General features: G+C 51.6%; 19 protein-coding genes. 12 read left to right on the plus strand and 7 right to left on the minus strand.

What is annotated here, in order from left to right:
- Window positions 1-153 precede the first annotated feature (153 nt).
- On the plus strand, window positions 154-408 hold the full coding sequence (locus tag OGV85_RS14775) for a YkgJ family cysteine cluster protein (RefSeq protein ID WP_003027451.1): 255 nt from the start codon (window positions 154-156) through the stop codon (window positions 406-408).
- On the opposite strand, the gene setB is transcribed toward OGV85_RS14775, so the two are convergent.
- Entirely contained in the window at window positions 405-1,586 is a 1,182-nt protein-coding gene (gene setB / locus OGV85_RS14780) for a sugar efflux transporter SetB (RefSeq protein ID WP_003027450.1), read from the minus strand. The genes OGV85_RS14775 and setB overlap by 4 nt on opposite strands.
- 368 nt (window positions 1,587-1,954) lie before the next feature.
- Between setB and fruB the strand changes: the two genes are divergently transcribed.
- Genes fruB through fruA form a run of 3 tightly spaced genes read left to right on the plus strand, consistent with a single transcriptional unit; the run spans window position 1,955 to window position 5,728 of the window.
- Window positions 1,955-3,085: a fused PTS fructose transporter subunit IIA/HPr protein gene (fruB, locus tag OGV85_RS14785; protein ID WP_044711441.1), complete on the plus strand. Its 1,131-nt coding sequence runs from the start codon at window positions 1,955-1,957 to the stop codon at window positions 3,083-3,085.
- Window positions 3,085-4,023, plus strand: a complete 939-nt coding sequence (gene fruK, locus OGV85_RS14790; protein ID WP_003027446.1) for a 1-phosphofructokinase — start codon at window positions 3,085-3,087, stop codon at window positions 4,021-4,023. The genes fruB and fruK overlap by 1 nt, the downstream gene beginning before the upstream one ends.
- Window positions 4,024-4,039: 16 nt before the next feature.
- Window positions 4,040-5,728 (plus strand): PTS fructose transporter subunit IIBC, encoded by a 1,689-nt coding sequence (gene fruA, locus OGV85_RS14795; protein ID WP_057064016.1) that lies wholly within the window; start codon window positions 4,040-4,042, stop codon window positions 5,726-5,728.
- Between the two features lie 85 nt (window positions 5,729-5,813).
- Here the strand turns inward: fruA and OGV85_RS14800 are convergent, their stop codons facing one another.
- Complete coding sequence (locus OGV85_RS14800) at window positions 5,814-7,112, minus strand: anaerobic C4-dicarboxylate transporter (RefSeq protein WP_054528595.1); 1,299 nt, start codon at window positions 7,110-7,112, stop codon at window positions 5,814-5,816.
- 75 nt (window positions 7,113-7,187) lie between these two features.
- Window positions 7,188-7,907 (minus strand): cysteate racemase, encoded by a 720-nt coding sequence (gene cuyB / locus OGV85_RS14805; RefSeq protein WP_003027440.1) that lies wholly within the window; start codon window positions 7,905-7,907, stop codon window positions 7,188-7,190.
- 349 nt (window positions 7,908-8,256) lie between these two features.
- Between cuyB and hypT the strand changes: the two genes are divergently transcribed.
- A complete protein-coding gene (gene hypT / locus OGV85_RS14810; protein WP_044711435.1) occupies window positions 8,257-9,168 on the plus strand; it encodes a hypochlorite stress DNA-binding transcriptional regulator HypT in 912 nt (303 codons plus the stop codon).
- Between the two features lie 39 nt (window positions 9,169-9,207).
- Here the strand turns inward: hypT and nfo are convergent, their stop codons facing one another.
- Together nfo and OGV85_RS14820 are read right to left on the minus strand one after the other, a co-directional pair.
- Window positions 9,208-10,065, minus strand: coding sequence for a deoxyribonuclease IV (gene nfo, locus OGV85_RS14815; protein WP_003027428.1), 858 nt, complete (start codon window positions 10,063-10,065; stop codon window positions 9,208-9,210).
- 65 nt (window positions 10,066-10,130) lie between these two features.
- Window positions 10,131-11,180 (minus strand): YeiH family protein, encoded by a 1,050-nt coding sequence (locus tag OGV85_RS14820; RefSeq protein WP_003027424.1) that lies wholly within the window; start codon window positions 11,178-11,180, stop codon window positions 10,131-10,133.
- 178 nt (window positions 11,181-11,358) lie between these two features.
- On the opposite strand from OGV85_RS14820, the gene yieE reads away from it, so the two are divergent.
- Window positions 11,359-12,240 carry a DNA-binding transcriptional regulator YeiE gene (gene yieE / locus OGV85_RS14825; protein ID WP_003027421.1) on the plus strand — a complete coding sequence of 294 codons (882 nt, stop codon included), beginning with the start codon at window positions 11,359-11,361 and terminating at the stop codon, window positions 12,238-12,240.
- A 195-nt stretch (window positions 12,241-12,435) separates the two neighbouring features.
- On the plus strand, window positions 12,436-13,905 hold the full coding sequence (gene lysP / locus OGV85_RS14830) for a lysine-specific permease (RefSeq protein ID WP_003027419.1): 1,470 nt from the start codon (window positions 12,436-12,438) through the stop codon (window positions 13,903-13,905).
- A 65-nt stretch (window positions 13,906-13,970) separates the two neighbouring features.
- Here lysP and OGV85_RS14835 read toward each other — a convergent pair whose 3' ends face one another.
- Window positions 13,971-15,956 (minus strand): ligand-gated channel protein, encoded by a 1,986-nt coding sequence (locus OGV85_RS14835; protein ID WP_032949650.1) that lies wholly within the window; start codon window positions 15,954-15,956, stop codon window positions 13,971-13,973.
- Between the two features lie 279 nt (window positions 15,957-16,235).
- Window positions 16,236-17,072, minus strand: coding sequence for an S-formylglutathione hydrolase (gene fghA, locus OGV85_RS14840; protein ID WP_032949649.1), 837 nt, complete (start codon window positions 17,070-17,072; stop codon window positions 16,236-16,238).
- A gap of 322 nt (window positions 17,073-17,394) precedes the next feature.
- On the opposite strand from fghA, the gene folE reads away from it, so the two are divergent.
- From folE to mglA, 5 genes are all read left to right on the plus strand, one after another.
- Entirely contained in the window at window positions 17,395-18,063 is a 669-nt protein-coding gene (folE, locus tag OGV85_RS14845; protein ID WP_003027410.1) for a GTP cyclohydrolase I FolE, read from the plus strand.
- A gap of 14 nt (window positions 18,064-18,077) precedes the next feature.
- On the plus strand, window positions 18,078-19,235 hold the full coding sequence (gene yeiB, locus OGV85_RS14850; RefSeq protein ID WP_061548540.1) for a DUF418 domain-containing protein YeiB: 1,158 nt from the start codon (window positions 18,078-18,080) through the stop codon (window positions 19,233-19,235).
- A gap of 144 nt (window positions 19,236-19,379) precedes the next feature.
- Window positions 19,380-20,405, plus strand: a complete 1,026-nt coding sequence (gene galS / locus OGV85_RS14855; protein WP_003027402.1) for an HTH-type transcriptional regulator GalS — start codon at window positions 19,380-19,382, stop codon at window positions 20,403-20,405.
- A 292-nt stretch (window positions 20,406-20,697) separates the two neighbouring features.
- The gene (mglB, locus tag OGV85_RS14860; RefSeq protein ID WP_003027399.1) at window positions 20,698-21,696 is read left to right on the plus strand and encodes a galactose/glucose ABC transporter substrate-binding protein MglB; all 999 of its coding nucleotides are present in this window, start codon (window positions 20,698-20,700) and stop codon (window positions 21,694-21,696) included.
- 71 nt (window positions 21,697-21,767) lie between these two features.
- Window positions 21,768-23,288, plus strand: a complete 1,521-nt coding sequence (mglA, locus tag OGV85_RS14865; RefSeq protein WP_003027396.1) for a galactose/methyl galactoside ABC transporter ATP-binding protein MglA — start codon at window positions 21,768-21,770, stop codon at window positions 23,286-23,288.
- Window positions 23,289-23,291 lie beyond the last annotated feature (3 nt).

Consider the following 23,291-nt stretch of genomic DNA (forward strand, 5'->3'; position numbering starts at 1 on the left):
AAAATCCTGTAGTGAGGAGTGTCTAAAATATCGCGTAAAACTACTCGCGCCGGGGCATTCAGGCAAGCGGAATTCATGCTTTTGCTGGTGCCAAAAAGGTGGTACTGTGCGCTTCCCGCACAATCCGATGGTTTACGATAAAGAGAGTACTGTATGGAATGCCGTCCGGATTGTGGTGCATGCTGCACCGCGCCTTCAATCTCCAGTCCCATTCCTGGCATGCCTGATGGCAAACCTGCTAATACGCCATGCGTTCAGCTGGATGAATCCCTGCGTTGCAAAATTTTTGCTTCGCCGCTACGACCAAAAGTGTGCGGCGGTTTACAGCCCAGTGCGGAAATGTGCGGACAGACGACGCACCAGGCCATGGTATATCTCATCGAGCTTGAAGCGCTGACCGCGCCTTAAGCGTCCTTGATGCGCGCCAGGCACACAACGGTGGCGACGATCATCACCAGCGCAAACCAGAACACCGCGTGATAGTTCCAGATTTCAGCGGCAATCCCCGCCAGCGATCCGGCAATAATCCAGCCCACGCGAATGGTATTCGTATACAGGGTCGTTGCTGAGCCTGCCTGTCCTGGCATCAGATCCTGGAAATAGAGCATGCCAATTCCGCCGAGGATGCCGATGTAAATCGCGTTCAGCAGCTGTAAGCCAAGTAATATCGCCGGAGAGTGAGCCAGCAGCATACCGGCATAAAAGAAGAACCCGGCGACGACAGCAATTCTCATCAACAGACGTTTGCCCAGACGCTTTGCAAAATAGCCAGCAATCAACATGGTCGGGATTTCCAGTCCGGCTGCGGTACCCATCATGATGCCAGCCAGTTTTTCCGGCAGATGCAGTTCGTTGATGATAAACAGCGGCATATTAATGATATAGAGACTATTAGTGCCCCACATTAATGTGCAGATAACAAACAGCAGCAGCGTGTCGCGTCGATTGCGGCGTGGGGCCTCAACTGCGCCTGTTGCGAGCGGCACGTTTTTACTCATCGAAGGTAAAAATAACCAGACCATTACGCCGCAGACAACAAACGCCACCGCTGCGCTGAGATACATCACCGTAAAGCTGAACCCCATGGCCAGCGCGTAGGCCAGCGGTGGGCCAATTACCCAGGCCAGCGAAACCTGCGCACGTAATATTGAGCTGAACATGACGGCTTCCCGACCTGTGCGGTCGGCGTGTTCACGGGCGAGAGCGAACATTTGCGGGTTGGCAGTCGATCCAAAGCTGCTGAGGAATACCCCGATAAACAGCAGAATAAAATAGTTACGGTTCCAGGCGAACAGCACGCAGGCCAGCATCCCCAGCACGCAGCAAAACACAATCAGGTTTTTGCGATCGCCTTTTTTATCCGAGCGCCCGGCCAGAAACTGACTCACCAAAATGCCGATCACGGCGCTGCCGGTAAAAAAGAACCCGACCATGCCGGGACGGGCATGGACTTCATCCGTCAGAAAAAGGCTAAGCGTTGGCGTCTGCAACGCACCGGCGATACCCGTCAGAAATGCGACAAGCAGGAACGCCGAAGACGTTAAATCAAACGCCTTGGGTGTGGCGGCTACGGGGGTGTTATGCATGTTTTGATATCAATGATGTGAAGAGACGCGGAGTTTACGCCGCTTGTCAGAAAATAAACAGGGAGCCAAATCAAAATCGGCATCAAAAATCAAAATAGCATTTCAGTCAAAGAATGCTGTTTGCTGACGTTGCTGAATCTGACAAGCTGACGCCGTTTTTCCGTCAGCAGTTTTTTCTCCTTCGCAGAGAAAATGTGCGTTATCTCTAAATTCAGCAAGTAATTTGTCAACTTTACTTGTGTGCTGAAGAAAAAAGAGCAAGACTTCTTGAAACGTTTCAGCGTCATCTCGCCATAACTGATGGAGTCAGGTGACGCCTTTTTTCTCATGTTAGCTGAATCGTTTCAAATCAGCGGGAGAGGAGAACCATGTTCCAGTTATCTGTTCAGGATATTCACCCGGGCGAACAGGCCGGGAATAAAGAAGAGGCTATTCGCCAGGTTGCCGCTGCCTTAGTGCAGGCGGGTAACGTCGCGGAAGGCTACGTCGATGGCATGCTGGCGCGCGAACAACAGACGTCCACGTTCCTCGGCAACGGTATTGCGATTCCGCACGGTACGACGGACACGCGTGATCAGGTGCTGAAAACCGGTGTGCAGGTTTTTCAGTTTCCGCAGGGCGTGACCTGGGGCGAAGGGCAGGTTGCTTATGTGGCAATCGGCATAGCCGCAAGCTCTGATGAACATCTCGGTTTACTGCGTCAGCTGACACACGTGCTGAGCGATGACTCTGTCGCTGAACAGCTGAAATCTGCGACCACGGCGGAAGAACTGCGTGCGCTGCTGATGGGCGAAAAGCAAAGCGAACAGCTGAAGCTTGATAACGAAACGCTGTCGCTGGATGTCGTGGCCAACTCGCTGGTGACGCTGCAGGCACTCAACGCGGCACGACTGAAAGAAGTCGGTGCGGTTGACGCCACCTTTGTGGCCAGAGCAATCAATGAGCAGCCGATGAATCTCGGTCAGGGGATCTGGCTGAATGACTGTGCTGAAGGCAACGTGCGTAGCGCTGTTGCGGTCAGCCGTGCAGCAACAACATTCGATGTAGAAGGTGAAGCGGCAGCCCTGCTGGTGACCGTCGCCATGAATGACGATCAACCGGTTGCCGTGCTGAAGCGCCTTGGCGATCTGCTGCTGAATAATAAAGCTGACCGTTTGTTGAAAGCCGATGCGGCAACGGTGCTGGCGCTGCTGACCAGCGATGACGCCTTAACTGATGATGTACTGAGCGCCGAATTTATTGTGCGCAATGAGCATGGTTTACATGCCCGCCCGGGCACCATGCTGGTGAATACGATTAAACAATTTAACAGTGAAATTACCGTGACAAATCTTGATGGAACCGGCAAACCGGCGAATGGACGCAGTCTGATGAAAGTTGTGGCATTAGGCGTGAAAAAAGGACATCACCTGCGCTTTACCGCCCAGGGTGAAGATGCTGAACAGGCGCTGAAGGCGATTGGCGAAGCCATCGCGGCAGGTCTGGGGGAGGGCGCGTAATGAGCAGACGTGTTGCGACTATCACCCTTAACCCGGCTTACGACCTGGTGGGTTTTTGCCCGGAAATTGAACGCGGTGAAGTGAACCTGGTTAAAACTACCGGTCTGCACGCGGCAGGGAAAGGAATTAACGTCGCTAAGGTTTTGAAGGATTTAGGTATCGATGTCACTGTGGGCGGCTTCTTGGGTAAAGACAACCAGGATGGTTTTCAGCAGTTGTTCAGCGAGCTGGGTATTGCCAACCGTTTTCAGGTTGTACAAGGGCGTACCCGTATCAACGTCAAACTGACCGAAAAAGACGGTGAAGTATCTGACTTTAATTTCTCCGGCTTTGAAGTCACCCCGGCTGACTGGGAACGCTTTGTGAATGACTCGCTGAGCTGGCTGGGCCAGTTCGACATGGTGTGCGTCAGCGGCAGTTTGCCGACCGGCGTGAGCCCGGAAGCCTTCACCGACTGGATGACGCGCCTGCGCAGTCAGTGTCCTTGCATTATCTTTGATAGTAGTCGTGAAGCGTTGGTGGCGGGTCTGAAAGCGGCACCGTGGCTGGTGAAACCAAACCGTCGTGAGCTGGAAATCTGGGCAGGCCGCAAACTGCCGGAAATGAAAGATGTGATTGATGCGGCGCATGCGCTGCGCGAGCAGGGTATTGCTCACGTGGTGATTTCACTCGGCGCGGAAGGTGCGCTGTGGGTTAACGCTTCAGGTGAATGGATTGCTAAACCGCCGTCAGTTGAGGTGGTCAGCACCGTCGGCGCGGGTGATTCAATGGTTGGCGGTCTGATTTACGGCCTGCTGATGCGTGAGTCCAGTGAACATACCCTGCGTCTGGCGACGGCTGTTGCCGCCCTGGCAGTAAGCCAAAGTAATGTAGGCATTACCGATCGTCCTCAGTTGGCCGCAATGATGGCGCGTGTCGACTTAAAACCGTTTAACTGACAGCAGGAGAGGCATAATGAAAACGCTGCTGATTATTGACGCTAATCTCGGCCAGGCTCGCGCTTACATGGCGAAAACCCTGCTTGGAGCGGCGGCACAGAAAGCACATCTGGAAATTATTGATAATCCGAATGATGCCGAACTGGCAATTGTTCTGGGCGATACGCTTCCTGCCGACAGTTCGCTGAACGGCAAAAAAGTCTGGCTGGGCGACATTGGTCGTGCGGTTGCGCACCCTGAACTGTTCCTCAGCGAAGCGAAAGGCCATGCAAAACCTTACAGTGCCCCGGTTGCAACAGCACCTGTGGCCAGCAGTGGTCCAAAACGCGTGGTGGCAGTGACGGCGTGTCCGACCGGCGTTGCTCATACGTTTATGGCTGCTGAAGCGATTGAAACAGAAGCGAAAAAACGTGGCTGGTGGGTGAAGGTCGAAACTCGAGGTTCTGTTGGCGCAGGCAATGCCATTACGCCGGAAGAAGTGGCTCAGGCGGATCTGGTGATTGTGGCAGCTGACATTGAAGTTGATCTGGCGAAGTTTGCCGGCAAACCGATGTACCGCACCTCTACGGGTCTTGCGTTGAAGAAAACCAAGCAGGAGCTGGACAAAGCGCTGGAAGAAGCAACCCCGTACCAGCCAACCGGTAAAACGCAGACTTCAGCAACCGAAAGTAAGAAAGAGAGCGCGGGGGCATATCGTCACCTGCTGACGGGCGTCTCTTACATGCTGCCGATGGTGGTTGCTGGCGGTCTGTGTATTGCACTCTCGTTCGCTTTTGGTATCGAAGCGTTTAAAGAGCAGGGTACGCTGGCGGCGGCGCTGATGCAGATTGGCGGTGGTTCAGCTTTTGCGCTGATGGTGCCGGTTCTGGCAGGTTATATCGCGTTTTCCATCGCTGACCGTCCTGGTCTGACGCCGGGTCTTATCGGCGGTATGCTGGCGGTGAGCACCGGTTCCGGCTTTATTGGCGGGATTATTGCTGGTTTCCTTGCCGGTTATGTGGCGAAGCTTATCAGCACGAAGTTGAAACTCCCGCAGAGTATGGAAGCGCTGAAACCGATCCTGATCATTCCGCTGTTCTCAAGCCTGGTGGTTGGTCTGGCCATGATTTACCTGATCGGCAAACCGGTGGCTGGCATTCTGGAAGGTCTGACCCACTGGCTGCAAACCATGGGTACGGCGAATGCGGTGCTGCTTGGAGCGATTCTTGGCGGCATGATGTGTACCGACATGGGTGGTCCGGTTAACAAGGCGGCGTATGCTTTCGGTGTGGGTCTGCTGAGTACGCAAACTTATGCGCCGATGGCGGCCATCATGGCGGCAGGTATGGTTCCCCCGCTGGCTCTGGGTTTAGCAACGCTGGTTGCGCGCCGTAAGTTCGACAAAGCTCAGCAGGAAGGCGGCAAAGCTGCGCTGGTACTGGGCCTGTGCTTTATCACCGAAGGGGCTATTCCATTCGCAGCCCGTGACCCGATGCGCGTTCTGCCTTGCTGTATCGTTGGTGGTGCGATTACCGGTGCTATTTCGATGGCAGTGGGTGCGAAGCTGATGGCGCCACACGGCGGGCTTTTCGTCCTGTTAATTCCAGGTGCAATTACGCCGGTACTGGGCTACCTGCTGGCCATTATTGCCGGTACGCTGGTAGCCGGTCTCTCCTACGCGGTGCTGAAGCGCCCGGAAGATGAGGTTGTGGCAAAAGCGGCATGATTTAATGCTGACATCAGGGGCAGAGATTTCTCTGCCCCTTTTTTTATCGATTAACTGCTGCCTGAAGATAGATATGTAAAACGGTTCAGGCAATCATTGGCGCTATGATAAAACCAAAGGCAACGCCAGCAATGATCCCACCCAGTCCTGGCAGCATAAACGGATGGTTTAAGACATACTTGCCCACGCGTGTTGTTCCTGTGGTGTCGAACTCCATTGCCGCCAGCGAAGTCGGGTATGTTGGTAGAACAAACACCCCGGTTACCGCCACATAGGAGGCCAGAATCGCCCATGTAGGTACGCCGAGTGCAACGGCCAGAGGGATAATCAGCGGCGTTGTGGCGCCTTGCGAGTAGAGAAGCGCGCAGGTACCAAACAGCACCAGCGCCAACAGCATCGGATAAGCCTGTAGAATATCGCCTGCGATATCCTTAATCTCCGCTAAGTGGGCATCAATGAAGGTCGTTCCCAATGTAACAATCCCGAGAATGACGGCCAGTGAACTCATCCCTGCTCGAAATGTGGAGGTCAGGACAATAGCATCGGTTGATGTTTTGCATAACACCACCATCAGGCAAGCGGCAGATAGCATACAAATAATGATGATATCCCGGGTATTCATTGGGTTGCCGGCATCAAATCCGGGGCGTAGCTGCGGGCAGGCGGCAAGAATAACGATGACGACCGTTGCCAACATGAACAGGGCGACTGAGAGTTTGGCACCCGGTACAGTGCTGTTTTGCCCTTCATATTTACGCACCAACCCTTTTTGCAGGCGTTCAAGATAGACTTCATCATCTTGTAGCTCGCATCCCTGACGTGAGGCGATAAAAGCGGCGGCCATCGCGGCAACAAACGAAGCTGGCAGACATACCGCCATAACCTGGATAAAGGTGACACCGTTGCCTTCCATAATGGTCAGCATCGCCGCCATTGCGGCACTGATCGGCGAACCGGATATCGCCACCTGAGAGGCGACCACGGAGCCGGCGAGCGTACGAGAAGGGCGGATACCGGACTCTTTGGCGACTTCGGCAATCACCGGTAGGGTAGAAAATACAATGAACCCTGTTCCGGCCATAATGGTCATCGACCAGGTGATAATCGGTGCAATAATATTGATATATTTAGGATTACGCCGCATGAAATTACCAGCTACGCGAACCAGATAATCCATACCTCCGGCGGCCTGTAGCGCCGATGCTGCCACGACAACTGTCATAATAATGAGAATAACGTCAACGGGGGGCGAACCAATTTGTAGATCAAATCCCAATGTTAAAATAGCCAGCCCCAGCCCGCCGCATAAACCGATACCTATTCCGCCGAGGCGGATACCAAAAAATATTGCACCCAACACGACGATAATTTCTAACCAAACCATAATGGCCTCCGCCAGAGAATAATTTGTTATTAAAATAAGTGTTTGTCTAATGCTTTATTAATCTGGTGACGGCTGTTATTGCGCCAGAAGATGATGTTTGCCAACCCGTTTTTCGTACCATTTAATACCGGCGCGTACTAATGAACCGGTTGAGTCAATATATTTATCTGGGGAGTTTTTGACTGCGTTGGCAAGAATGACGGGGACTTCAGTACATCCCAGTACAATGACTTCTGCACCGCGTGAAAAGAGCATTTCAGCCTGTTCATTCATCAGCGTTTGTGCCCGCTTAAGATCGCCGGCTTTTAAGCAATAAATACTATCCATGACTTTTTCCTGACCGGATGAATCAGGGCTGACACAGGTTAAGCCAAGAGATTCTATGCCTTTTTGGTAGAGTCCCATGTAAAGGGTGGCGTTGGTAGCAAGTAAACCGATACGCGATTTTCCGCAGTTTTTGACTTCATTCATGGTGGTTTCAACGATACTGAGTAACTCTGTATGACAGCACTCTTTTAATTCATTAAACCAAAAGTGGGCAGTATTACAGGGGATCACAATACACTCCGCACCAGCATCTTCCAGTTTATGCATATAATCACGCATTGCCGGAAGTGGGGAATGACCATGATGCATTAACGCATCAGTTCGATCTGGAATATCAGGGATGGATGAAATAATTAATGGGATATGTTCCTGATCGCGTTGCGCTGCGGTAAAGGTGACGAATTTATTAAAAAGATCGACGGTTGCAGCAGGTCCCATACCACCAAGTACGCCAATTAAACCTTTCACAATATATACCTCTATTACCGATATTTAATATCAGGGCTGGTGTGTGTCTGGTGTCTATGTTTAACAGCAGTGTGTCGTGAGGAGAAATGCAATAATGTATGGTTCAATGCAAAAACTGCATGGGTGCAGTTTCTTTTGCCACCTCAGCAGGCCAGTAATCAGGCTGGTGTCTGAAATTCCGCGGCGATAAGCGGTCGTGGTCGATGGGTAAAGAAACATGTTAATGTCAAAAACGAAGGTGTTATGCAAAAAACGAATCACCAGATGCTGATGTTGAATATCATCTCCGGGCATATTCAGGCATGATGCTTAAGACTAATTGACATATTTAAACATCCGCGTGACAGGCATGAAAAATATCGAGACAAAATGGTTATATGATTTTTTGACGCTGGAAGCGTGTCGTCATTTTTCCCAGGCCGCGGAGGAGCGCAACCTATCCCAACCGGCATTTAGCCGGCGGATCAAGGCGCTCGAATCCGCCGTTGGGGTGTTGCTGTTTGACCGTACGACGAGTCCACTGCAGCTGACGGAGGAGGGTAAGTTATTCCATTCGCAGACTCGTAGCCTGCTGCAACAGCTGGAATGTAACTTAGATGAGCTTAGTGGTCACAACCTGCTTGGCGTTCCCAATATCAAAATAGCGGCAGCGCATTCTCTGTCGCTGACGATGTTGCCCAGATTAGTACATTCAATGTCGGCATGGGGCGAGGAGTTTGTGTACCACGTCGAAGCGATTGACGTAGTCCAGGCAGTGAATACGCTGCGCGAGGGGAAAAGTGATTTCATTATCTCCTTTCGCGATGAAGACTTAATGCAGTCACCTTTCTGCGGCTTGAAGGTGTTTGAGTCTGAGCTGTATCCCGTCTGTGCTGCGGATTCACAGGGTCAGGCGTTGTTTGATATCTATCAGCCGCAGGTGCCGATACTGAACTATACCAGCACATCCTACATGGGAAGATTGGTTAACCGTCACCTGGCGGAGGTGGGGAGTATTTCAGCGCGTACGCTGTTTATGTCTTCGATGAGTGAGCTATTGAAGAATATGGCATTGGATGGGCATGGTATTGCCTGGCTGCCAGCGTGGACGATCGTGAACGAACTACGCGATAAACGCCTGGTTTGTCTGGACACGCCGGAGTTGATGGTGCCTATTCAGGCCTATATTTATAGAATGGATACACGTTTGAATAAAACCGCTGAGCACTTCTGGCGGATTTTGTACAACCATATGCCAGAGGATCTGGTTTCACTTAGTTGATACGCGCCAGTTCGCCTGGCGCGTCTGAAAAACCTCGGGTTAGGCCACCGCTTTTTCTGTTTGCTGGGCTTTCAGCCAGGCAATCTCTTCTGCCCAGATATCTGGATTAATGGTTTCCAACACCAGCGGAATGCCGTCAAAACGATTGTCCTGCATGATCCAACGGAAGGCATCGTGGCCAATATTGCCTTCACCTAAGCTGTGGTGACGGTCAACGCGGCTGCCAAACGTGCTCTTGGCGTCGTTCAGGTGCATACCGCGCAGATACTTGAAGCCGACAATTCGTTCAAATTCCGCAAACGTCTTTTCACATTCCTCAACGGAACGCAAATCGTAACCGGCCGCGAAGGCGTGGCAGGTATCAATACAGACGCCGACACGGGATTTATCTTCTACGCCGTCGATAATGGCGGCCAGGTGCTCAAACTTAAAGCCAAGGTTACTGCCCTGTCCGGCGGTATTTTCAATGACCGCCGTAACGCCCTGGGTCTGGGCAAGGGCAATGTTGATCGATTCCGCAATGCGCGCCAGACATTCATCTTCCGGAATCTGCATCAAATGGCTGCCCGGGTGAAAGTTCAGCAGGGATAAGCCAAGCTGTTCGCAGCGTTGCATTTCATCAAGAAACGCGTCACGCGATTTTTCCAGCGCATCGCTGACCGGGTGACCGAGGTTAATCAGGTAGCTGTCGTGAGGCAGGATTTGTGCGGAAGTATAGTGATACTTCTCGCAGGCAGATTTGAAATCATCAATGATTTCGGTGGTCAGCGGCGCGGCACGCCACTGACGCTGATTCTTGGTGAACAGGGCGAATGCGGTCGCTTCGATTTCTGCGGCTCGAATAGCGGCGTTAGCCAGACCGCCAGCGGCGCTTACGTGCGCTCCAATATATTTCATAAATTAAACCCGCCATACTCAAAAGGGGAGAGTATAGCGGGTTAATGGGGGGGAGTCGTGCTCGTTTATGCCATCAGCGCGTGGATAGCGAGGTTAATCGCGCCACCGCCCACAATCAGCCAGACAAACAGCAGCAGGGCCATCAGTAACGGTTTAGCACCGGCTTTTTTCAGGGCGCTAACGTGAGTGGTCAGCCCCAGTGCGGCCATCGCCATTGCCAGCAAAATGGTATCCAGTGTTACCAGCATGTTCACTACCGACTGCGGCAGAAAGTGGAACGAGTTAAAAATCGCGACCACAATGAACAGGATGGCAAACCACGGAATGGTGATTTTGCTCTTCTCACCACCGGAGGCCGGAGACAGCTGTTTAACGCGAGCGGCCAACAGGATAAGAAACGGTGCCAGCATCATGACGCGCAGCATTTTGGCAATAACTGCGGCATTTTCCGCATCCGGGTTAATGGCGTGCCCGGCAGCCACTACCTGTGCCACTTCATGCATGGTGGAACCAATGTAAATGCCGTAGGTTTCCGGGCTAAACCAGTGTGCCAGCAGCGGATACATTGCCGGATACAGGAAGATAGCGATGGTACCGAAGATCACTACGGTGGCGACAGCGACGGTTACCTTACTGGCTTCCGCCTTCACTACCGGCTCGGTTGCCAACACGGCGGCGGCACCACAAATGCTGCTCCCCGCGCCAATCAGCCAACTGGTGTGGCGGTCCAGACCAAACACTTTTTGCCCCAGGAAACAGGCAATCATAAAGGTACTGCTTAGCGTTAACACATCTATCACGATACCGCTGACGCCGACGTCAGCAATTTGCGCGAAGGTGAGGCGGAAGCCGTAGAGGATGATCCCCAGACGTAATAAATGTTGTTTAGCAAACAGCACACCGCCGTCACAGCTTTTCCAGATGTGCGGATAGACGGTGTTGCCGAGAACCATCCCCAGTAAGATTGCTAAGGTGAGGGCGCTGAACCCGGCACCTGCAACGGCGGGAATGGATCCACCCCATAAGGCGACCCCAGTGATAACTGCACTCAGGGCGAGCCCCGGAATAAAATGCCACGCTGTACGACGATGAGTCTGCAAGGTGAGTTCTGTCATATCCTTCTCCTTTATCTGGGTAAAAGAGTACGGCGAAGTGGTTTAAAAATAAAATTGATTATATATTTATAATTAATCTATATAAGTGGTATACCCGTCATACTTCAGGTTGCATGTGCGCTGGCTGCAACTCGAATTATTTAGGGTATAAGTAACGGTTATCCGGTGGAAAACGACTATGCATATCACCCTGCGACAACTTGAAGTGTTTGCTGAGGTATTAAAAAGCGGCTCAACGACCCAGGCGTCTGTCATGCTGGCATTGTCGCAGTCGGCGGTGAGTGCGGCACTTACCGATCTGGAAGGGCAACTCGGCGTGCAACTGTTTGACCGTGTTGGTAAACGACTGGTGGTCAACGAACACGGGCGCTTGCTCTACCCACGGGCGCTGGCGCTACTCGAGCAAACGACCGAAATCGAACAGCTTTTCCGCGAAGATAATGGCGCTATCCGGGTTTATGCCAGTAGCACCATTGGCAACTATATTCTCCCTGCCATGATCGCCCGCTATCGGCATGATTTCCCTGATTTGCCGCTGGAGCTTAGCGTGGGCAACAGCCAGGACGTGATCAATGCGGTGCTGGATTTCCGGGTAGACATCGGGCTGATTGAAGGGCCGTGTCACAGTACGGAAATTATCTCTGAACCGTGGCTGGAAGACGAGCTGGTGGTGTTCGCCGCACCGTCGTCACCGCTTACAAAGGGACCCGTTACGCTGGAACAACTGGCTGCTTCGCCGTGGATCCTGCGTGAACGAGGATCGGGTACGCGTGAACTGGTGGATTACCTGCTGTTGTCTCATTTGCCGAGATTTCAGATGGCAATGGAGTTGGGTAACTCCGAGGCCATTAAGCATGCGGTGCGCCATGGCCTCGGGATCAGCTGTTTGTCACGGCGGGTCATTGCCGAGCAGTTACAGGCGGGAACGCTGAGCGAAGTTCCTGTGCCGCTTCCACGTTTGGTCCGCACGCTGTGGCGTGTTCATCATCGACAAAAACATATCTCCAATGCCATTACGCGCTTTTTGCGCTACAGCGACCAGGTAGAGCAGGGGGAATAGGACGTTCACTGTCGTAATGACTCCTTTTTGCATAATGGCGGTTACGTTTTAACCGCCTTGCACCCTCTATTTTCTGCTTTACTTATAATCCGCGGCCAGTCATGAAGGTCTCTTATAACAGCGCATTTGTGCCGGAAGAATGCCGTTTCGTCTGCTACAATCGCGCCTCATTTTTTGGATGGATAGCATTTTCACATGGTTTCCGAAACTAAAACCACAGAAGCGCCCACGCTACGTCGTGAACTGAAGGCGCGTCACCTGACGATGATTGCCATTGGAGGCTCCATCGGTACAGGTCTTTTCGTTGCATCTGGTGCAACTATTTCTGCAGCGGGTCCTGGCGGCGCGTTGTTCTCTTATATTCTGATCGGTCTGATGGTGTATTTCCTGATGACCAGCCTCGGTGAACTGGCGGCCTATATGCCGGTTTCTGGCTCGTTTTCCACCTACGGTCAGAACTACGTAGAAGAAGGCTTTGGCTTCGCGCTGGGCTGGAACTACTGGTACAACTGGGCGGTAACGATTGCCGTTGACCTGGTGGCCGCACAGCTGGTGATGAGCTGGTGGTTCCCGGACACGCCGGGTTGGATCTGGAGTGCGCTGTTCCTCGGCGTGATCTTCCTGCTGAACTACATTTCCGTTCGCGGATTTGGTGAAGCGGAATATTGGTTCTCACTGATCAAAGTTACCACCGTCATTATCTTCATCGTAGTTGGCGTAATGATGATTTTCGGTATCTTCAAAGGCGCTCAGCCGGTGGGCTGGAGCAACTGGACGACCGGTGATGCACCGTTTGCCGGTGGTTTTGCTGCGATGATTGGTGTGGCGATGATCGTCGGCTTCTCCTTCCAGGGGACGGAGCTTATCGGTATCGCGGCAGGTGAATCTGAAGATCCTGAAAAGAACATTCCACGTGCGGTACGTCAGGTATTCTGGCGAATCCTGCTGTTCTATGTGTTCGCGATTTTGATTATCAGCCTGATTATTCCGTACACCGATCCAAGCCTGCTGCGTAACGATGTGAAAGACATCAGCGTTAGCCCGTTCACGCTGGTATTCCAGCATGCGGGTCTGCTGTCTGCGGCAGCGGTGATGAACGCAGTTATCCTGACGGCGGTGCTGTCTGCAGGTAACTCCGGGATGTACGCTTCCACGCGTATGCTTTACACCCTGGCATGTGACGGTAAAGCGCCACGTATTTTCGGCAAACTGTCTCGCGGCGGCGTACCGCGTAACGCGCTGTATGCGACCACCGTGGTGGCGGGGCTGTGCTTCCTGACCTCGATGTTTGGCAATCAGACCGTATACTTGTGGCTGCTGAATACTTCCGGAATGACGGGCTTTATCGCCTGGCTGGGGATCGCCATTAGCCACTATCGCTTCCGTCGCGGTTATGTGCTGCAGGGCCACGATGTGAAGGATCTGCCGTACCGTTCTGGCTTCTTCCCGCTGGGTCCGATCTTCGCCTTTGTGCTGTGCCTGATTATCACTCTCGGCCAGAACTACGAAGCGTTCCTGAAAGACAGCATTGACTGGGGCGGCGTGATGGCTACCTATATTGGTATCCCGCTGTTCCTGATTATCTGGTTTGGCTATAAGCTGACCAAAGGAACCCATTTTGTTCGCTACAGCGAAATGAAATTCCCGGGTCGCGTAAAAAAATAACAGTATAAAAAGCATAACAAAAACCCCGGCATGATGAGTGCCGGGTTTTTTTTATTGCGTCAAACTTAGAAGCTGTAAGTCATGCCAACCGTGTAACGACGACCATCGAGAACGGTGTCGTAGGTATCGTAATCGATTTGCTTATCCAGCACGTTATACACGCCAGCGGTCATCAACAGATCCTTGGTGGCATAGTAACGTAAACCCACATCGACCTGCGTATAGGACGGCGTACCCTGTGCCATGGAAGTACGGCTCAGGTATTCAGACGTTTTTCCACGCAGATTCAGGCGGCTCCAGAAACCGAGATCCTGCGTGGCCTGCCAGTCCAGCGTCGTGTTAAACATATGCTTCGGCATTTTGTTCAACGGCTGGCCGGAGAACTGACCGCTTTTCTGCTCAGATTCCGTGTAGGTGTAGTTCGCGGTCCAGTTGATGTCAGAGGTTATTTTCCAGCCGAAGGTGGATTCTACGCCACGCATATTGGCTTTATCGACGTTAACGCGATCGCTGACGAAGTCATAATGGGTATTGCCGATGGTGCAGGCCGGATCGGAACTGCTGTTACAACGGCGCACTTCAGTGATTTTGTTCTTGAAGTCGGTATTGAACAGGGTGACGCCCGCGTTGAGGTTATCGCCGTTATCCCACAGTAAGCCGATTTCTTCGCTGAGGCTTTTCTCCGGCTTCAGGTCCGGGTTGCCGACAATGATTCCGTTCAGACGACCGCCGCCGGTGACCTGTCCCCAGTTTGCTGATGACTGGCGCAGGTCTGGCGCACGGTAGCCCGCTGAAACGCCGCCTTTTAAGGTCCATTGATCGCTCAGATGCCATACGCCATAGCCGCGTGGCGTCCAGTTGTCACCGTAGTTTTCATCCTTATCCATACGCAGACCGCCGGTCAGCGTAAAGGTATCGGTAACGGCCCATTCATCTTCAGCAAACAACGCCCAGCTCCAGCGGGTCAGTTTGTTCAGCCCATCAGCCGCTTGCAGCTGGTTGCCGTTATCGCGCAGTTTTTCATAACGGTATTGCCCGCCTAGCGTCAGGGTATGCGCTCCAAGGAATACCTGATTCTGGTTATTGAAAATCGTGTTGTAGGACTTCATCTGGCGACCCGGGTTTTCGCTCTCTTCCTGCTGGACATAGCTGGTGGAGTTGAAGTCGTCGTAATAACCGCTGTGGGTTAGTGAATATGTGGTGTGCACATACTTGCTTTCGCTTTTGCTGTTCGGCTTACAGCTTCCGTTACGACAGTTTTCCTCAGCCATAGATTTGCCTGGGGTACTGTCGCGATCCTGCAATTCACGTGCGTAATCGAAATCGATATCGTTTTTATCGTCTGGCGTAAAGTTCAGGGTTAAGCCCCCGTTACGCATACGCTGTTCATTGTAGCCATTGAGGATTTTATCTTCCGCCCGATGGGAGAATAACCCGGTCACCTTCGCGCCAAGTAATCCGTCAATCAGTGGCCCAGACGCATAGGCGTTGGTCTGGTAAATATCACCGGAGTCTCTGTCTTCCTGGAAAGTGGCATCGCCGTGCAGAGAACCGGTCCAGGCTTTGGTATTCGACACTTTCTTGGTGATGACGTTAATGACACCGCCCATCGCGTCGGAGCCGTATAGTGATGACATCGGGCCACGGATGACTTCGATACGCTCGATGGATTCAAGCGGCGGCAGCCAACCTTGTTCAATACCTGAGTTGTCGCTATTAGGACGTGTGCCGCGGGTGCTGATGCGTTTACCGTTGACCAGGAAGAGCGTGTATTGCGAAGCCATACCGCGAATACTGATATCGCTGCTGCTCCCCCCGCCGGTGACGACGACGCCAGGGACATCTTTTAGCGCATCGGTGACATCGCGATAGGCTTTGTCCTCAATCTGCTGCTTGGTAATAACAGATATCGAAGCCGGGGCATCCTGAATTTTCTGCTCAAAGCCGGTAGCGGTAACTACCACGGTATCTTGTTCAGCGGCATGGCCGAGTGATGGGAGACTGGCGACGCATACTGCGGCAGCTACAGCCTTAACGTGAGGTATAGTCATTTGTATCATTCCATTTAAATGAATCAAACTGCGCGTCATGTGAAAGGCCATGACAATTGTATGTATTTGTCTTTTAAGGACTCTTTTCAGTAAAGAAGCGGGAGGATTGTACAAAAGTATGAATATTTGTAAACACAAATGATAATAGAAATCATTTGTGTTTGATGTGATTTGGGGTGAAATACTTTTTTAATCAATAAGATAGTGAAGGAAGAAAAAAGGAGAAAAAGTGAAGGAATGATGGAGAAATGAAGAGGGCTTACGCCCTCAACTCAGAAATTACTTCAGCAAATACTGGGCGTGGAAGCGCAGGTGATCCTCAATAAACGACGCAATAAAGTAATAGCTGTGGTCGTAACCTGGCTGGATGCGTAGCGTCATTGGCCATGCGGTCTGACGGGCTATTTCGGCCAGCACTGCTGGCTGCAACTGATCGGCAAGAAACTGATCGCTGTCTCCTTGATCAATTAGCGTCGGAATCGCGTCTGTGGGCTTACTGGCCAGCATTAACGCGCAGCTATCCCACTCAGTCCATTGTGTTTTATCTTCACCCAGATAAGCGCTAAAAGCCTTCTCGCCCCACGGAACGCGACAAGGGTTTACGATCGGCGCAAAGGCTGAAACGCTGGTGTATTTCCCGGGATTTTTCAGCGCCATAATCAATGCGCCGTGCCCCCCCATAGAGTGCCCGCTGATGGCGCAGCGATCGCTGACGTTAAACTGCGAATGAATCAGTGCCGGAAGCTCATCACGCAGATAGTCATACATACGAAAATGCGTTGCCCATGGCTGCTGAGTGGCATTGAGGTAAAATCCCGCGCCCTGGCCTAAATCGTAGCCATCATCGTTGGCAACCTGCTCGCCGCGCGGGCTGGTGTCTGGCATCACCAGAACAATACCGAGCTCAGCCGCGATGCGCTGTGCGCCGGCTTTGGTGGTGAAGTTTTCATCATTGCAGGTCAGGCCCGACAGCCAGTACAGCACCGGAGGCGGGGCGTTATCGCGGGGTGGTGGAAGAAAAATACTGAAGGTCATGGCGCAATTTAACGTGGCGGAGTCGTGACGCCAGCGTTGCTGCCAGCCTTCAAAACAGCGGTGCTCTTCAAGCATTTCCATGCGTGGCTCCTTGTTGTGTTGAACCTGTATGTGTTTGCGAACTCACCATAATACAGATTATTCATTGCACTGTGAGTAACTTTCACTTCCGCATTGAGCAAACATACTTCATCATCTATATAACTTTACATTAACACTCGACGTCACCGGGCTGAACAGAAAGTGAAGTTGCTACAGCTGAAAGGCTGTGCCAATTTCAATAATTATCGCGGTGAATACTGGATTATGTGCGCCGCCTCACGCACAATGTTCTGGCTGTGATACAGCCTAAAAACTTTGCCCCATGCAGGGCAGAGGCGCCCCACCTGCAGGAGAAGAAGAAATGTCATCACTCAGTAAAGAAGCGGCACTGGTTCATGAAGCGCTGGTTGCGCGTGGTCTCGAAACCCCGCTGCGCCCGCCCGTGCAAGAGATGGATAACGAAACACGCAAACGTCTTATCTCTGGCCATATGACCGAGATTATGCAATTGCTCAATCTCGATTTGAGCGATGACAGTCTGATGGAAACTCCGCATCGCATTGCGAAAATGTATGTCGATGAGATTTTCTCCGGCCTCGATTACGCCAACTTCCCGAAAATCACCGTCATTGAAAATAAAATGAAGGTGGACGAGATGGTCACGGTCCGCGATATTACGTTGACCAGCACCTGCGAACACCACTTTGTCACTATCGATGGCAAAGCGACGGTGGCGTATATTCCGAAAGATTCGGTTATTGGTCTGTCGAAGATTAACCGCATTGTGCAGTTCTTCGCCCAGCGCCCACAGGTACAGGAACGCCTGACCCAGCAAATTCTCACCGCGCTGCAAACGCTGCTCGGGACGAATAATGTGGCGGTGTCGATTGATGCGGTGCATTACTGTGTGAAAGCGCGCGGCATTCGTGATGCGACCAGTGCGACCACCACCACTTCTCTTGGTGGATTGTTTAAGTCCAGCCAGAACACGCGTCAGGAATTCCTGCGCGCAGTACGTCATCACAACTGATTAGGGCAGGAACCATGGAGCGTAATGTCACGCTGGATTTTATTCGTGGCGTCGCCATTCTTGGTATCCTACTTCTCAATATTAGCGCCTTTGGCTTGCCAAAGGCGGCATATCTCAATCCTGCGTGGTATGGCGACATCACCTTATCCGATGCCTGGACCTGGGCGCTGCTCGATCTCTTTGCGCAGGTAAAATTCCTCACGCTGTTTGCGCTGCTGTTCGGTGCCGGTCTGCAAATGCTGCTCCCACGCGGTAAACGCTGGATCCAGTCACGGCTTACGCTGCTGGTGCTATTGGGTTTTATTCACGGTTTACTCTTCTGGGATGGCGATATCCTGCTGGCATATGGCTTGATCGGCCTGATTTGCTGGCGGCTGATCCGGGATGCGCCGTCGGTAAAAAGCTTATTTAACACTGGTGTGCTGCTGTATCTGGTGGGCGTTGGCGTACTGCTGCTGTTGGGTGTGATCTCCGGGAGCGAAACCAGCCGCGCCTGGACGCCGGATGCTTCAGCGTTGCTGTATGAAAAATACTGGAAAGTGAACGGCGGAATGGAAGCAATCAGCAATCGCGTGGATATGATGTCCAATAGCTTGCTGGCGTTGGGTGCTCAGTACGGCTGGCAACTGGCGGGGATGATGCTGCTCGGCGCGGCATTAATGCGCAGCGGTTGGCTAAAAGGGCAGTACAGTTTGCAGCACTATCGACGTACCGGCGTGCTGCTGGTCATCGTTGGGATGGCGATAAACCTGCCTGCTATCATCGCTCAGTGGAATCTGGACTGGGCCTACCGCTGGTGTGCTTTCCTGTTACAAGCCCCGCGAGAGCTGGGAGCGCCGATGCAGACCATTGGTTACGCCGCGCTGATGTACGGTTTCTGGCCGCAGCTTAGCCGTTTAAAATGGGTCATTGCCGTCGCCTGTGTGGGACGCATGGCGTTAACCAACTATCTGTTACAAACCTTAATCTGTACCACGCTGTTCTATCAATTCGGCTTATTTATGAAATTCGACCGGCTGGAGCTGCTGTATTTCGTCATCCCGGTCTGGGTCATTAACTTACTTTTCTCCGTGATATGGCTACGTTATTACCGCCAGGGCCCGGTGGAATGGCTGTGGCGTCAATTAACCCTGCGTGCTGCAGGGACATCATTACCGCGAACATCCAGATAACGATCTGGATCACATTCATTAACAAAATGGATGTAAGCGCTTTCATTCCTGTGACATCACTCACGCAGTCCGTTTCATTGTGCTGACAAAATACCCAGCCTGGGGTGTCTGCGGGCAGCCGCAATCTAAAACAGGGCAGTGAATATGGTAACCATTCGTGATGTGGCACGGCAGTCTGGCGTTTCTGTAGCGACCGTTTCCCGCGTACTGAACAACAGTGCGCTGGTGAGTCCCGATACGCGTGAAGCGGTAATGAAAGCAGTCACTCAGCTTGGCTATCGACCTAATGCCAACGCACAAGCGCTGGCGACGCAGGTAAGCGATACGATTGGTGTTGTCGTCATGGATGTATCAGATGCGTTTTTTGGCGCGCTGGTAAAAGCCGTGGATATGGTTGCCCAGCAGCATCAGAAGTATGTCCTGATTGGCAACAGCTACCATGAGGCGGAAAAAGAACGTCATGCCATTGAGGTGTTGATTCGCCAACGCTGTAACGCATTGATTGTACACTCTAAAGCACTGAGCGATCGGGAACTGGCCGAGTTTATGGATCAAATCCCCGGCATGGTGCTGATCAATCGCCTGGTACCGGGTTACGCCCACCGTTGCGTCTGCCTGGATAACATCAGCGGCGCTAAAATGGCGACCCGTATGTTGCTGAATAATGGTCATCAACGCATCGGTTATCTGGCATCAAGCCATCGCATTGAAGATGACACCATGCGCAAAGAAGGGTGGTTAACTGCTCTGAAAGAGCAGGGGATTGTTGCGGCAGAAAGCTGGGTCGGCACCGGTTCGCCCGATATGCAGGGCGGAGAGTCTGCGATGGTGGAACTGCTGGGGCGCAATTTACAACTGACGGCAGTCTTCGCTTATAACGACAATATGGCCGCTGGCGCGCTGACCGCGCTAAAAGATAACGGTATCGCTATTCCATTACACCTTTCAATTATTGGCTTCGATGATATTCCCATCGCGCGTTACACCGATCCGCAGCTAACCACCGTGCGCTATCCCATTGCCTCTATGGCAAAAATGGCGACGGAGCTTGCACTACAGGGCGCGGCTGGCACGTTGGATCCGCAGGCGACGCATTGCTTTATGCCGACGCTGGTACGTCGCCATTCAGTGGCGCTGCGGCAGAATGCGGCACCGATCACTAACTTATAACGCAGCGCGATGTAACCGCTTTCAATATGTGAGTAAATTCACAGTATATTAACAATGCGATAGCTATGATGACACTGTTTGTTGCGCTGTAACTACTATGTAACGGTGAATAATCACTTTCATCGAGGTATAGCTGCCTTAAACGATAATTAAAGCCTGTTTTGGGAGCGTTGCCAGACACGGAAGAAATATTTTTAAAAGTGAGCTTCGGCGTTCAGTAACACTTCAGTAACGTTCTGCCTGCCGAGCATTTATCTCAAGTACTACCCTGCATAATAAAACCGGAGATACCATGAATAAGAAGGTGTTGACCCTGTCTGCTGTAATGGCAAGCATGTTATTCGGCGCGGCTGCGCACGCTGCTGATACCCGTATTGGTGTGACTATCTATAAGTATGACGATAACTTTATGTCAGTGGTACGTAAGGCTATTGAAAAAGATGCCAAAGCGGCGCCAGATGTACAACTGCTGATGAACGACTCGCAGAACGACCAGTCCAAACAAAACGATCAGATCGACGTGCTGCTGGCAAAAGGCGTTAAAGCACTGGCGATTAACCTGGTTGACCCGGCAGCTGCAGGCACGGTCATTGAAAAAGCACGCGGACAGAACGTACCGATCGTGTTCTTCAACAAAGAACCTTCTCGCAAGGCGCTGGACAGCTATGACAAAGCGTATTACGTCGGTACTGACTCTAAAGAGTCCGGTATTATTCAGGGTGATTTGATTGCCAAACACTGGGCAGCTAACCCGAACTGGGACCTGAACAAAGACGGCAAAATTCAGTTTGTTCTGCTGAAAGGCGAACCGGGACACCCGGATGCTGAAGCACGTACTACTTACGTGATTAAAGAGCTGAACGACAAAGGCATTAAAACTGAGCAACTGCAGTTAGATACTGCAATGTGGGATACCGCTCAGGCGAAAGATAAGATGGATGCGTGGATGTCCGGTCCGAACGCGAACAAAATCGAAGTCGTTATCGCCAACAACGATGCGATGGCAATGGGCGCAGTTGAAGCGCTGAAGGCACACAATAAAACCAGCGTACCGGTATTTGGCGTGGATGCCCTGCCTGAAGCACTGGCGCTGGTGAAATCTGGCGCTATGGCCGGTACCGTGCTGAACGATGCTAATAACCAGGCGAAAGCCACCTTTGATCTGGCGAAAAACCTGGCTGATGGCAAAGGTGCGGCAGATGGCACTAACTGGAAAATTGAGAACAAGATTGTTCGCGTTCCGTACGTAGGTGTCGATAAAGATAATCTGGCCGAGTTCACCAATAAGTAAATACTCCGTCTGTGGGCGCAATTTCATTGCGCCCTTAATAACGCACTCTGCAAGGCCAACAAGGTATAATTATGGTCAGCACACATACTCAGTCGTCAGGCGAATACTTGTTGGAAATGACCGGCATCAACAAGTCCTTCCCCGGCGTTAAGGCGCTTGATAATGTCAATTTAAAAGTCCGCCCGCATTCTATTCACGCCTTAATGGGGGAGAATGGCGCGGGGAAATCAACATTATTGAAATGTCTTTTCGGCATCTATCAAAAAGATTCCGGCAGTATTTTATTTCAGGGTAAAGAAATCGACTTTCATTCTGCTAAGGAAGCGCTTGAGAATGGTATTTCGATGGTACACCAGGAATTAAACCTGGTATTACAACGCTCTGTGATGGACAACATGTGGCTGGGACGCTATCCCACCAAAGGCATGTTTGTCGATCAGGAAAAAATGTACCGCGATACCAAAGCGATATTTGATGAACTGGATATTGATATCGATCCGCGTGCGCGCGTCGGCACATTATCCGTTTCACAAATGCAGATGATTGAAATTGCGAAGGCGTTCTCCTATGACGCCAAAATCGTCATCATGGATGAACCAACTTCATCGTTAACCGAGAAAGAAGTTAATCATCTGTTCACTATCATCCGTAAGCTGAAAGAGCGTGGATGCGGTATTGTTTATATTTCTCACAAAATGGAAGAAATTTTCCAGCTGTGTGATGAAATTACCGTTCTACGCGACGGCCAGTGGATTGCGACCCAGCCGCTGGAAGGGCTGGATATGGATAAGATCATCGCCATGATGGTAGGGCGTTCACTGAACCAACGTTTTCCGGATAAAGAAAACAAACCTGGTGAAGTCATTCTGCAAGTGCGTAACCTGACCTCGCTGCGTCAGCCGTCGATTCGTGATATCTCGTTTGATTTACACAAAGGGGAAATTCTCGGGATTGCCGGTCTGGTCGGCGCAAAACGCACGGATATTGTTGAAACGCTTTTTGGTATTCGTGAGAAATCATCGGGTACGATTACGCTACACGGCAAAAAGATTAATAACCACAGTGCAAATGAAGCCATCAACCATGGTTTTGCGCTGGTCACGGAAGAGCGCCGCTCAACCGGTATTTATGCGTATCTGGACATTGGTTTTAACTCGTTAATTTCTAATATCCAAAATTACAAAAACAAAGTCGGTCTGTTGGATAATTCCCGCATGAAGAGTGATACCCAGTGGGTAATTGACTCCATGAGGGTGAAAACACCAGGCCATCGTACGCAAATTGGTTCACTTTCTGGCGGTAATCAGCAAAAGGTGGTTATTGGTCGTTGGTTATTAACGCAGCCAGAAATTCTGATGCTGGATGAACCGACGCGTGGAATCGATGTTGGCGCGAAATTTGAAATTTACCAGTTAATTGCTGAACTCGCGAAAAAGGATAAGGGGATTATTATTATTTCCTCTGAAATGCCGGAGCTGCTGGGTATTACCGATCGTATTCTGGTGATGAGCAATGGTCTCGTTGCCGGAATTGTTGACACTAAAACAACAACGCAAAACGAAATCCTCCGTCTTGCGTCTTTGCACCTTTAAGAT

The sequence above is a fragment of the Citrobacter sp. Cf132 genome, from assembly GCF_030333885.1.
Taxonomy (GTDB): Bacteria; Pseudomonadota; Gammaproteobacteria; order Enterobacterales; family Enterobacteriaceae; genus Citrobacter; species Citrobacter freundii.